Raw genomic sequence first — 12,835 nt, 5'->3', positions numbered from 1 at the left:
CTAGCCGCCGCCAAAATCGAAGAAGACCACGGAAGTGGCAGAATTTGGAGGACGCACATTTGCAGCAGCAACGGAGCGGGGACATGACGATCGAGTTGAGCCGGCGGGGATTTTGCATCGGAACGGCCCTTGTTGGACTGCAAGCCGTTTCCTCAAGCGCCTTCGCCCGAAGCGAGGATGGAACCGTCAAGCTCGGCCTCGTAGCGCCGATGAGCGGGCCGAATGCCCGCTATGGCGCTTTCTCGCTACGCGGCGCGCAAATGGCGGCCAAGGAAATCAACGATGCCGGCGGAGTCGGCGGGCGCAAGATCAACATCATGGCCGGTGACAGCCAGGGGACGCCGGTCGAGGGTGTCTCGGCGACGCGGCGGCTGATCGACCAGGATCAAGTCGACTTCATCATTGGCGACGTCTCGAGCTCGGTGACGCTTGCGATGCAGCCGGTGGCCGAGGATGCCGGCGTGCTCCTGCTCAATGCGGCGTCGTCGAATCCGAAGATCACCTACAAGGCGGGCGTCGGCGGCTTCAAATGGACCTACCGCAACTATCCGACCGACGAGAACCGCGCTTTGATCGTGCTGCAATACGCCGCCGAGAAGAAGGGGTTTACCAAATATGCTGTGCTCTCGGTCGACAGCGATTATGGGCGCGCGGCCATTGAGTTCACCAAGAAGTACCTGCCTCGTTTCAAGAGCCAGATCCTGACGGAAGACTACTACAAGGAAGGCGAAGTGGATTTCCGCAGCGTGCTGTCCAAGATCCGCGATTCCGGCGCCCAGGCCATCATCATGTACGGCAATGCCGATAGCACGCCCATCGTCGGGCGCCAGATGACGGAAGTCGGGATCGCCGGCAAGATTCCGCTGATCGGGAACGCCGAGTTCAATACGGCAAGCTCCATCAAGGCGGCGCCGAAGGCGCTCGAAGGAGCCATCGAGGCGGCGGCCTGGCTTCCGGCCTATGAGTCCGAGAAGAGCAAGGCCTTTGTCGAGAAGTTCACCGCCGAGTTCCGCGAGGCGCCCAATAACCACGCCTATGTGCACTGGGAGACCGTGCACCTGCTGGCCAAGGCGATCGAGCAGGCCCAGAGCATCGACCGCGAGAAGGTCCGCACCGCGCTGTCCAACATCCACTATGCGAGCGCGGTTGGCGAAGTGACCTTCGACGATCACAACCAGGCGCGCTTGCCGATGATCCTTCTCGAGATCGAGAATGGCAAGCCGGTCATCAAGGGAGCCTATTCGGCCGAGATCGACTATCCGAAATAGGGCAGCGCAACGGGATCAACATGTTCTACACGGTCATCGAGCAGATCGTTAACGGCATCGTATCTGGATCGGTCTATGCGATCGTTGCCGTCGGCATGACGATGATCTTCGGCGTGCTGCGCGCCATCAACTTCGCCCATGGCGAATACTATATGCTCGGCACCTTCGGGGCCTGGTTCGCGATCGACTATTTCGATCTGCCCTATCCTGCGGCGATCGTGATCGGCGTGGTGGCGACGGCGGTGATCGCCGTCGTCGTGGGCAACTTCGTGATGCAGCGGATCGTGGGAGCGCCCGCCGAGGCCGGCGTGTTAGCAACGCTCGGCGTCGCGTTAATCCTGCAGAACACCATCATCCTGGTGTTCGGCGGCAGCTACAAGTTCTTCTCCGGCGGTTATATCGAGCCGGTAAGCCTGTTCGGCTTCACGCTGGCCGAGCAGCGCATCCTGATCATCATCGTCGGCCTCATCGTGTTCGTCGGCCTCGAGCTGATGGTGACCTACAGCCGGATCGGCAAGGCGATGCGCGCGGTCTCGCAGAACATCGAGTGCTGCGCGGTGGTCGGCATCGACGTCCGCCATGTTGCGCTCTGGACCTTCATCCTCGGCGCCTGCCTTGCGGCGCTGTCGGGTGTGCTAACTGCGCCGGTGAATGTGAGCGTCTACGGCGGCATGGGCGAGCTCATCACCTTCAAGACGCTGCCGATCATCATCATGGGCGGGCTCGGCAATGTCCGCGGCACCTTCGTCGCGGCGATGATCCTTGGCATCGCCGAGAGCCTGGTTGCCACCTATGTCGGCCTGCAGTTCCGCGACACCGTCGGCTTTGCGACCCTGATGCTCGTACTGATGTGGCGTCCGCACGGGCTGTTCTCCGCGCAGGCGCGCTTCTGATCGCTGGGATGTGACATTGACCGAGATCGTCCGAGACCAGACCATGACATCAGCCGCAAGCCCGGCCGTGAGGAGGGGACCGGATCTCCGCATTCCCTTCGGCTTCGCGCTCGTCGCGCTGGCCTGTGTCGCGCCGCTGTTCCTCGGCAATTACCCGCTGCACGCGATCATCATCGCCCTGATCTTCCTGCTGCCGGCCCACGGTCTCAACCTGCTGCTCGGATACACCGGCCTGTTGTCGCTGGCGCAGGCGGCGTTCTTCGGCATAGGCGCCTATGCCTCCGCGTTGCTGGCGGTGCATTTCGGCACGCCGTTCTATTTGAATTTCCTCGCCGCTGGCCTTGTGACTGGTGCGATCGCGCTGCCGCTGGGGATCCCGGCCTTGAGGCTGCGCGCCACCTCCTTCGTGATGTGCACGTTAGGCTTCGTCATTATCGGCCAGGCCATCGCCAAGAACTGGATCAGCCTGACGCGCGGCGACATGGGACTGGCGGCGATACCAAAGCCTTACTTCGCACTGGGGCCGGCTTCGTTCACGGTCTCCGGCACCGTCGGCTTCTACTATCTGGTGCTCGCTATCGCTGCGCTGGCAACCCTGGCCGTCTATCTGATCGTTCGCTCTCCGGCCGGCCGCAACATGATCGCGATCCGCGAGAATGAGACGCTCGCTGAATCCGTGGGCATCCCTACCTGGCACTACAAGCTGGTCGTCTTCATGATCAGCGCCGTGTTTGCCGGGCTCGGCGGCAGCCTCTATGCGCACTATTTGACCGTGGTCAGCCCGCTGACCTTCCAGATGTACTACTCGACGACGATGCTGATCATCGTACTCGGCGGCGGGGCGGGGACCATCTCGGGCGTCATCTTCGGCAGCCTGCTGTTCGTCGGCCTCACCGAAGCCCTGCGCGTCGCGCCGGAGCTGCGGATGATCGCCTACGGCTTCTTCCTGCTCGCCCTTGTGTTCTACTTCCCGAACGGGTTCGCTCCCTTGATCGGCCGCTTCTGGTCATTCCTCGAGAGGCGCAAATGAGCGGGCTGCCGATCCTCGACATCTCGGGCCTCTGCAAATCCTACGGCGCCGTGCGTGCGGTCGACGGCGTCGACCTGCATGTCGATCGTGGCGAGATCTGCGGGCTGATCGGACCCAACGGGTCCGGAAAATCGACCTTCTTCGACTGCGTGACCGGGCTTGCGAAGCCCAGCGCGGGAGCGGTGAAGCTCGACGGCCAGGACATCACGGGCTGGTCGCTGAACGACATAGCCCGCGAAGGGCGCATGCTGCGCTCGTTCCAGAAGACAGTGGTGTTCTCAGCGCTCGATATTGAGGAGAACCTCGTGATCGCCGGCCAGATGTTCACCTTTCCGGGGATCTGGTCGACCTTTGGCATCGGCGCCGCCGCGCGCAACCGCGTCACGGCCCTAAGGGAGAGGGCGCGCGAGCTGATCAAGATCGCCGGCCTCTGGGACGTGCGCTTCCAGCCCGCGGGCAAGCTCTCCGGTGGACAGCAGAAGCTGATCCAGTTCGCCTCGATGCTGATGCCCGAGCCGAAGCTCATTCTGCTCGACGAGCCGATGGCCGGCATTAATCCAAAGCTAATCGAGCGCGTGGTCGAGAGCATTCGCCTCGCCAACACCTCCTTCGGCGTCAGCTTCCTGATCATCGAGCACAATATCGACGTGGTGACGAGCCTGTGCAAGCGCGTGGTCGTGCTCGACCAGGGCCGCAAGCTTGCGGAAGGAACACCCGACGAAATCGTCCAGAACCAGGCGGTAAGGGAGGCCTATCTCGGTGGCTGAACCCTCTCTCTCGATCAAGGGTCTGCGCGCCGGCTACGGCTCGCTCGACATCCTCAACGGCGTCGATCTCGACGTGCCACAGGGCCAGTTCGTCGCGCTGATGGGGCCGAACGGCGCCGGCAAGTCGACGCTGCTCAAGACGCTCTACGGCATGACGACCGTCAAGGGCGGCAGCATCAACTGGCAGGGCAAGGACATCTCGGCCTTCAAGTCCCGCGCGATCCTGGCCGAGGGAATCTCCTGGGTGCCGCAGGGCCGCTGCAACTTTCCGGTGATGACGGTCGACGAGAACCTGCAGATGGCCGCCTACACGCTGCGCGATGCCAGAGTGAAGGCGGAGCGCGACTATGTCTATGATCTGTTCCCGATCCTGAAGACGCGCCGGAATACGCTCGCCGGTAACATGTCCGGCGGCGAGCAGCAATTGCTCGAGGTCGCGATGGCCGTGCTGCAGCGGCCAAAGATCCTGCTGGTCGACGAGCCCTCGGTCGGCCTGTCGCCGACCGCGATCGGTATCGTGTTCGACGAGCTCTTGCGCATCAACGCAGCCGGCCAGACCATCCTGCTGGTTGAGCAGAACACCAAGAAGGCGATGGCGGTGGCTCAGCGCGCCGTCATCCTGCGGCTCGGCAAGGTGATCTGGGACGGCCGTCCCGCCGACATCACCCATGACGAACTCGGCGAGCTCTTCCTCACCGGCCGCATGCGCGGTGAGACCGACGTCGAACACTGACGCGATTAACAAACTAAAAGGACGATCACAGTGACGATCTTCGTGCCGGCCGCGCGCGTCTCGCGCATCAAGATATCACCGACCACGGCGGCGTCCGCGCGGGTGCGCGAGCTGAAGGCCGCCGGCCGCGACATCGTCGACATGGCGATCGGCGAGCCTGATTTCGATACGCCCGACGACGTCAAGCAGGCGGCGCATGAGGCGATCGACCGCGGCGAGACCAAATATACCGCCGTCAACGGCACGGTTGCGCTGCGCAAGGCTGTGATCGCCGACTACAAGCGCCGCCTTGGGCTCGACTATGCGGACAATGAGATCTGCGTCGGCGGCGGCGCCAAGCAGATCCTGTTCCTGGCGCTGATGGCGAGCGTGGAGGAGGGCGCCGAAGTCATCATTCCCGCACCCTATTGGGTGTCCTATCCCGACATGGTCATCGCCAATGACGGCAAGCCCGTGATTGTCCGCTGCTCGGAGAACCAGGGCTTCAAGTTGACGGCCGAGGCGCTGGAAGCCGCGATTGCGCCGAAGACGCGCTGGCTGATCCTCAATGCGCCGTCGAACCCGACCGGCGCGGCCTATTCCCGCAGCGACCTCGAGGCGCTCGGTGCTGTGCTGCTTCGCCATCCCAATGTCCTTGTGCTGTCAGACGATATCTACGACCAAATCTGGTACCGCGACGAGCCTGCGACCACGTTGGCGGCTGCGGTGCCGGCCTTGAAGGATCGCATTCTGCTGACCAATGGCGTGTCCAAAACCTATGCCATGACTGGATGGCGGATCGGTTATGCCGCCGGCCCCGCGCCGCTGGTCGCGGCGATCAACAAGCTGCAATCGCAGATGTCTTCCTGTCCGTCGTCGATCAGCCAGGCGGCAGCGGCTCATGCGCTGACCAGCGACCAGTCGTTCGTGCGCGACAGCGTCAAGCTGTACAAGGAACGTCGCGACTACGCATGCGCGCGGCTGAATGCGATCCCGGGCCTGTCGTGCCTCGTGCCTGATGGCGCCTTCTACCTCTATCCCGGCTGTGCCGGCGTGATCGGCAAGACCACGCCAGATGGCAAGGTGATCGAGAACGATCTCGACTTCGTGCTCTATCTGCTTGACGGAGTCGGCGTCGCCGCCGTGCAGGGCGCGGCCTATGGCCTGTCGCCGTATTTCCGCCTGTCGATCGCGACCTCGATGGACGCGATCAAGGACGCCTGCGACCGGATCGAGCGGGCCTGCCGCGCCCTGCGCTGAGCGAAAACGGCGATCCCAGGAAGAAACTCATTGAAATCAAGGGGCTAGATAAAGGATAGTGTCGGCACAGATTTGAGGAATAGCGTTCGACAGAGATGAGCGTCGATTTCAGGAAGCTGAAGAGCTTTGTCAAAGTCGTCGACGCCGGCAGCGTCTCGCGCGCCGCCGGCCTGTTGCGGACGGCGCAGCCGGCGCTCTCCCAGCAGATCGCCGCGCTCGAGAGCCACTTTAAGCACAAGCTGCTGCTCCGCTCCAACCACGGCATCGTCCCGACCGAAGCCGGCCTGATCCTCTATCGCCACGCCCAATTGCTGCTGAAGCAGATCGAACAGGCGCAGATCGATATCGATCAATCGACCAAGGCGCTGGCCGGGCGAGTGTCGATTGGCCTTGCGACCTATTCGGCATCGAGCACGCTGTCGCTGCCGATATTGAAGGAGATGTCGACGCTGCATCCGCAGATCATCGTCCATATCAATGACAGCTTTGGTCATGTACTGAGTGAGCTGATCATGACCGGCAAGATGGACATGGCCATGATCTACGGCTCCGGCCCGATCAAAGGCGTCAAGCTGCAACCGCTGTTTCGCGAAGAACTGTATCTTGTCTCGCGCGCCGGGCCGGCGGCGAAAAAGCCAGCGGATGAGCCGCTACCGCTGTCGGCGCTGGCCGACGTCAAGCTGCTGCTGCCGAGCCAGGGCCACTTTTTGCGGCGCCTGATCGATGAATCGCTTGCGCGGGCGCGAGTGACGCCGAATGTGACCTCTGAGATCGAGTCCGTCTCCGCGCTTGGCGCCGCCGTCACCGAGGGGCTCGGCTCGACCATCCTGCCGGCCTCGGTTGCGGCCGCCAGCGCGTCGAGCTTTGCCGGCGTCGAGGTGCGGCGGCTGGTGCGCCCCGCCATCGAGGCGACTGTCTCCTTGTGCGTCTCCGATCATCTGCCGCTGTCGGAGCCGGCGCTTGCCACGCGCGCAGTCCTGCTGACCGTCGTCGAGAAGCTGATGCGGAGCCATCCGCAGGGCATCCGGACCGTCTAGACAACACGCTTGCACTTCAAAGTGCCGCGCCTCGCCATGCTCGGCGGTTGCATCGCGCCGGTTTCGTCGAGCCATAAACAAAACCTATGGCGGCAGACCGGAGTTGTGGTGGTCGCGTGCGACCGCATTTCCTACCTTCGAATACGTCGTGGATTTGATCGCACGATCTGCAGGCGATTTCGACGGATCAGCATCGTCGTGAAGGCGATCGCTTCGAGGAAAAAGATGGCCAAGCTCGCATTCGATACCGGCGGCACCTTCACCGATTTCGCGCTGCTCGACGACAAGGGCGAACTTCATCTTCACAAAGTGCTGAGCACGCCAACCAACCCGGCCGAGGCCGTGGTTCGCGGGGTTTCTGAACTGCTCGCCGAGTTCGGCGACGTCGTCGATCTCGACAGCCTTCAGGTGCTCGGTGCCACCACCGTCGTCACCAATGCCGTGCTGGAGCGCAAGGGCGTCAAGACCGGGTTCATCTCGACGGCCGGCTTCCAAGACATGCTGCGCATCCGCAACGAGGGGCGCTACGATCTCTACGATCTGAATCTGAAGTATCCCGATCCGCTGGTGACCCGTGCCAACAGCTTTGGCGCGATCGAGCGGATCTCGGCTGACGGTGAGGTCATCACGGCGCTGGAGGAGGAGACGGTCCGCGAGATCGCCGGTCGGTTGCGTACGGAAGGCATCAAGTCCGTCGCCGTCTGTCTGCTGCACGCCTATAAATATCCGGATCACGAGCAGCGCATTGCAGCGCTGCTGCGCGAGGAGGATCCCGATATCTTCGTGTCGTTGTCGTCCGAGGTCTGTCCGGAGGTTCGCGAGTTCGACCGTGCCTCGACTACCGTCGTCAATGCCTATACGCGACCGCAGATGTCGGGCCACGTCGCCCATCTCGAACGCGAGTTTTCCGCCAGGGGCATCCATCGCCAGGTGCTCTGGATGACCTCGTCGGGCGGCCTCGTGCCGAGCAGCCGCGCCGCTGAGCTACCGGTGCGACTGATTGAATCGGGGCCGGCCGCCGGCGCCGTCGCCGCCGCTGAGTTCGGCCGTATCGCCGGCGAAGGCAGCGTGCTGTCCTTCGATATGGGCGGCACCACCGCGAAATTGTGCCTGATCCCGAACGGTGAGCCGACGGTCGGCACCGACCTCGAGGTCGCGCATTATCACCGCTTTCGCAAGGGTTCGGGCTTCCCACTGAAAATCCAGTCGATCCGCATGATCGAGATCGGCGCCGGCGGCGGCTCGATCGCGGCGAAGAATCCGCTCGGCCTGCTCGACGTCGGTCCGCGGTCGGCGGGGGCGTTGCCGGGGCCGGCGGCCTATCAGCGCGGCGGCACCGAGCCGACCGTCACGGACGCCGATATCCTACTCGGCTATATGGGCACCGAATCCTTCGTCGGCGGCTCGTTCAAGGTGTCGAGGGACGCCGCGCTCGCCGCGATGACGAAGCTCGCGGCCTCGCTCGACGTCAGCGTTTCTCGCTGCGCCTTCGGCATCCACGATCTCGTCAATGAATCCATGAGCAAGGCCGCGGCGGTTCACGCGACAGACCTCGGCGTCGATCCACGCAGCCTGCCGATGGTCGCCTTCGGCGGCGCCGGGCCGGTGCATGCCTATGGCATCGCGCGCAAGCTCGGCATCAGGCGCATCATCTGCCCGACCGGCGCCGGTGTCACGTCGGCAATCGGCCTCTTGATCGCGCCGGTCGCGGTTGATCTGTCCGCGAGCTTCCCGATGCAGGTCGACAATTGGGACTTTGCCGCGATGGATCGCCTGCTCGGCGATCTCTCGGCCCAAGGGGCTGAGGTCGTGCGCGCCGCCGGCGTTGCGCCGGAGACCATCACCAACAGCTACACGGTCGACATGCGTCACGTCGGCCAGGGCCACGAGATCACGGTCGCGCTGCCGGATCGCAGCCTGCCGCCAAAGCAATTCCATGAGGAGTTGCTCGCCAATTTCTACAAGCTCTATTGCGAGCTGTTCGGCCGCACCGTCGCGGGCTCGTCCGTCGAGGTGATCACCTGGCGCCTGCGCTCCAGCGGCGAGAAGGATCAGGTCACGCCGCCGCACACCCGCCACGCCGCCGAGGCCCGCAAGGGCACCCGCTCGGTCTATTTCAGCGAAGCCGGCGGCTTCGTCGATACGCCGGTCTACGACCACTACAAACTCCCCGTCGGCGAAGCGATCCAGGGGCCGGCGATCGTCGAGCAGCGCGAGTCGACCGCGGTGGTCGGGCCGAGCGGCACGGCGCATGTCGACATCAACGGCAATCTCGTGATCAACATCGCCTAAGGACTACGCCCTCATGTCCGCGAACGCTGCCGACTTCAACGATCCGATCAATCTGCAGGTGATGTGGAATCGCTTGATCTTCATCGCCGATCAGGCCGACATCGTGCTCGGCCGCACCGCGTTCTCGCCGATCGTGCGCGAGAACCATGACTATGTCACTGTGCTGCTCGACAGCCGCGGCCGCGCGCTGGCGCAGTGCACCTGGTCGATCCCGGTGTTCATCACCTCGCTGCCGGTCGCCGCGCAAAAATACTTCCTGCCGAAGTTCCCGGCCGAGACGCTCCAGGAAGGCGACGTGCTCGCCACCAACGATCCGGAGATCGGCACCGGCCATCTGCCCGACGTGACCATGATCACGCCGATCTTCAAGAACGGCAAGGTCGTGGCCTATGCCGGCTCGATCGCGCATCTGCCCGACATTGGCGGCGCTCCCTTGCACTCCGAAGCGAGCGACATCTTCGAAGAGGGCATTCGCTTCCCGATCGTGAAGCTGCACAAGGCCGGCGTCCCCAACCAGGACGTTCTCGACATCATCGCCGCGTCCGTTCGCCTGCCGACCGAGGTGATGGGCGATCTCGAATCCATGGTCGCGGCCAACAACGTCATGGGCCGCGAGCTGGTCAAACTTCTCGACGAGTATGGTCTCGACAGCATCGACGAGCTGGCCGTCGCCATCCACACCCGCTCCGAAGCGCAGACCCGGCGCGCGATCCGGCAATGGCCGAACGGCACCTATAGCGCCGAGGTCCTGCTCGACGGCTATGACACCGACGTGACGCTCAAGGCGTCCGTGATCATCCGCGACGATTCCATTCATGTCGACTACACGGGCACATCAGAGCAAATTCTTCACTCGATCAATTGCCGCACCAACTACCGCTACGCCCATTCGGTCTACGCGCTGAAATGCCTGCTCGACCCCGATACCCCGAACAACGAGGGTTGCATCACGCCGATCACGGACGAGGCGCCGCTCGGGTCCATCCTCAATCCCGAGCAGTGGACCGCGGGCAACTCGCGTAACTTGATTGGCCATGTCATTCCGTCTCTGATCTTCAAGGCGCTGGAGGGCGTGGTGCCTGACAAGGTGATGGGCGACAGCGGCGGTGCGCCGATCTGGGCCGCCAATTGCGTGGGTCGGCGCGACGATGGTTCGCAATATGGCTCGGTGCAGAATTTCCACGGCGGGCAGGGCGCCCGCGCCGAATTTGACGGGCTGGACACCCTGAGCTTTCCGTCCAATTGCCGCGTCACGGCGATCGAAATGTTCGAGATCGCGGTGCCTGCGCTCACCGAGTGCAAGGAGCTCATTGCGGACTCCGGGGGCGCCGGCAGGAGCCGCGGCGGCCTCGGCCAGCGCGTCGTGCTGCGCAATCTCGGGCGCAACCCGATGAACATCTACCTCGCGTCCGAGCGCGTGCGGCATCCGTGCTTCGGTGTCGTCGGCGGGAAGTCGGGCAGCACCGGCAAAGTGTCCCGAAATGGGGAACCGCACTTCCCCAAGGGCAAGGTGGTACTGAAGACCGGCGATCGCCTCGAGGTCGAGACACCGGGCGGCGGCGGTTGGGGACGGACATCGGAGCGCGCGGCGGTTGCGATCGAGCTCGACCTCGCCGAAGGCTTGATCACGCCAGCGGCCGCGAGGCAGATTTACGGCTATCAACGCTCCAGTGTGGCGGCGACTGCCGCCGAATAGGGGTATCATGGGTCTCCTCGACGGAAAGGTTGCACTCGTCACCGGCGCGGGAACGGGAATCGGACGCGAGACCGCGATCCTGCTTGCCGGGGAAGGCGCATCGGTTGTTCTGACCGGACGGCGGATCGATCCGCTGCGGGACGTCGTCAGCGTGATCGAGAAATCAGGCGGCAAGGCCGTCGCCCATGTGCTGGACGTGGCGTCGCGCGAGTCGATTTTGGAGACAGTTGCCTGGGCCAAGCGGAACGTTGGGGCGATCGACATCCTCGTCAACAATGCCGGCAGCGCCAGCAAGGTGCTGAACGCCCGCTTTATCAGCGAGGCCGAGTGGAACGCGACGGTGAACGTCAATCTCACCGCGGTGTTCAATCTGACCCAGGCCGTGCTGGAGGACATGATCGCTCGGAAGGAAGGCACGGTCATCACCGTGTCGTCGCTCGCGGTCGTCACTCCGAACCTGCTCGGTGGCGCCGCCTATGGTGCGGCCAAGGCCGGCGTGAAGAATTTCATGACCTTCCTGCACAACACCTACCGCAACCAGGGTATCCGCGCGACGACCATCCTGCCCGGCGAGACCGATACCCCGATCATGGACAATCGAGCGCGCCCGCCGCTCGAGAGCGAACGCGCCGTGATGCTCGATCCGCACGATGTCGCACGCGCCGTGTTGCTCTGCGCCAGCCTGCAGAAGGGCGCCATGATTCCTGAACTGCACATCTGCCCGACTTTCATGCGCGATACGTCCGCGGACATCGAGACCGCTCGCTGGGTCGGTGCGCCCGAGGGGTTGAAGGACAAGCCGAAGAGCTAAAGGAAAAGGATCTCCCATGAACGGAGCCAAATTACGCGAGCGTCTTGCCAAGGGCGAGGCGGTCACCATGCTCACGCCGCACCACACCTCGTCGGGCCTCGCGGTGCGCCTGGTCGAGCTCGGCGCGGATGCGATCTTCGTCGATTGCGAGCACGGCACCTGGAGCTTTGAGGATGTGCGCGTCACCGCACAGGCGATCCGCGGCGCGGGCGGCGCGGCCATCGTTCGCCCGCACTCGCATGAGCGGCCTGTCCTGATCCGCTATCTCAATGCGGGCGCCGACGGCCTGATGGTGCCGATGGTCGATACCGCCGATCAGGCGCGTGCTATCGTTGACGCGGTCCGCTATGCGTGCCCCGCCGATCATGAGAAGCGGCTGACCATTTGCATGATCGAGACGCCGCTGGCGATCGACAATATCGATGAGCTGCTCACGGTGGAGGGCGTCGACGTCTTCTTCATCGGGCCCGGCGACCTGTCCCAGAACATGGGCTTTCCGCCAGCCCCGCCATTCGGTCAGCCGCGTCCGCAGGCCGTGATCGAGCGCGTTGGATTTGCGGTGAAGACGATCCGGGCGGCAGGCAAGATCGCCGGCACGCTCGTCACCGCAGATGAGCTGCCATCATGGTTCGAGCAGGGCGTGCGGTATTTCTACATTCACTCCGATCCGTTCCTTCGCGTCGGGCTGGCTCGCGTGAAGAAGGTGCTCGGCCGATAGGTTCCATCAACCGAAGCGACCTGACTCCCAAGTATGTCGACTTGGGTCAAAGTAAGACGTTGCGGGGAGGGCAGTTCATGGCGGCAAAGTAGACCACTATTGATCCCTCCCGATCGTCTTGGCTGGAATTGGACCAAATTGGCCCATGATGGATTGGGGTGAGAGTTTAGGTTTTTCAAATAGTTAGAAGGCGGCGTGTGCGCGACGTGTGCACCGGGAGATCAAGAAAAATCTTGTTACAGCCAATGTGAGCGGGCCTTCTGAAGCGGCCCGTCTTTGTTTGGTGCTTGGGGTAGATCCGCGACTGCTGGAGGCAGCAGTCTGAAGTTTTCGGAGATGGACAGCGTCGCG

11 protein-coding genes are annotated in these 12,835 nt (G+C 63.4%); all 11 read left to right on the top strand.

Annotation, left to right across the window (positions count from 1 at the left end; all coding sequences use genetic code 11):
* Window positions 1-83 precede the first annotated feature (83 nt).
* The 11 genes from NLN62_RS44800 to NLN62_RS44750 all read left to right on the top strand — a co-directional run bounded on the left by NLN62_RS44800 (window position 84) and on the right by NLN62_RS44750 (window position 12,484).
* The gene (locus NLN62_RS44800; RefSeq protein ID WP_027527119.1) at window positions 84-1,268 is read left to right on the top strand and encodes an ABC transporter substrate-binding protein; all 1,185 of its coding nucleotides are present in this window, start codon (window positions 84-86) and stop codon (window positions 1,266-1,268) included.
* A 20-nt stretch (window positions 1,269-1,288) separates the two neighbouring features.
* Complete coding sequence (locus NLN62_RS44795; protein WP_027527118.1) at window positions 1,289-2,161, top strand: branched-chain amino acid ABC transporter permease; 873 nt, start codon at window positions 1,289-1,291, stop codon at window positions 2,159-2,161.
* Between the two features lie 43 nt (window positions 2,162-2,204).
* Complete coding sequence (locus tag NLN62_RS44790; RefSeq protein ID WP_027527117.1) at window positions 2,205-3,191, top strand: branched-chain amino acid ABC transporter permease; 987 nt, start codon at window positions 2,205-2,207, stop codon at window positions 3,189-3,191.
* Window positions 3,188-3,958: an ABC transporter ATP-binding protein gene (locus NLN62_RS44785; RefSeq protein WP_027527116.1), complete on the top strand. Its 771-nt coding sequence runs from the start codon at window positions 3,188-3,190 to the stop codon at window positions 3,956-3,958. The genes NLN62_RS44790 and NLN62_RS44785 overlap by 4 nt, the downstream gene beginning before the upstream one ends.
* Window positions 3,951-4,691, top strand: coding sequence for an ABC transporter ATP-binding protein (locus NLN62_RS44780; protein WP_254112990.1), 741 nt, complete (start codon window positions 3,951-3,953; stop codon window positions 4,689-4,691). Before NLN62_RS44785 ends, NLN62_RS44780 begins: the two co-directional genes overlap by 8 nt.
* 30 nt (window positions 4,692-4,721) lie before the next feature.
* A complete protein-coding gene (locus NLN62_RS44775) occupies window positions 4,722-5,930 on the top strand; it encodes an aspartate transaminase (protein ID WP_254112989.1) in 1,209 nt (402 codons plus the stop codon).
* Window positions 5,931-6,025: 95 nt separating this feature from the next.
* On the top strand, window positions 6,026-6,967 hold the full coding sequence (gene nac / locus NLN62_RS44770) for a nitrogen assimilation transcriptional regulator NAC (protein WP_254112988.1): 942 nt from the start codon (window positions 6,026-6,028) through the stop codon (window positions 6,965-6,967).
* Window positions 6,968-7,192: 225 nt separating this feature from the next.
* A complete protein-coding gene (locus NLN62_RS44765; RefSeq protein ID WP_254112987.1) occupies window positions 7,193-9,259 on the top strand; it encodes a hydantoinase/oxoprolinase family protein in 2,067 nt (688 codons plus the stop codon).
* 13 nt (window positions 9,260-9,272) lie between these two features.
* Complete coding sequence (locus NLN62_RS44760; RefSeq protein WP_254112986.1) at window positions 9,273-10,955, top strand: hydantoinase B/oxoprolinase family protein; 1,683 nt, start codon at window positions 9,273-9,275, stop codon at window positions 10,953-10,955.
* A gap of 7 nt (window positions 10,956-10,962) precedes the next feature.
* A complete protein-coding gene (locus NLN62_RS44755) occupies window positions 10,963-11,766 on the top strand; it encodes an SDR family oxidoreductase (RefSeq protein WP_027527110.1) in 804 nt (267 codons plus the stop codon).
* Window positions 11,767-11,782: 16 nt separating this feature from the next.
* Window positions 11,783-12,484: an HpcH/HpaI aldolase/citrate lyase family protein gene (locus NLN62_RS44750; RefSeq protein WP_254112985.1), complete on the top strand. Its 702-nt coding sequence runs from the start codon at window positions 11,783-11,785 to the stop codon at window positions 12,482-12,484.
* The last annotated feature ends 351 nt before the right edge of the window (window positions 12,485-12,835 follow it).

Origin of the sequence: Bradyrhizobium sp. CCGUVB23 (assembly GCF_024199885.1) — a bacterium.
In the GTDB taxonomy this organism is placed as follows: Bacteria; Pseudomonadota; Alphaproteobacteria; order Rhizobiales; family Xanthobacteraceae; genus Bradyrhizobium.
The sequence above is the reverse complement of the archived record's forward strand: the minus strand, read 5'-3'. Positions and strand labels throughout refer to the sequence as shown.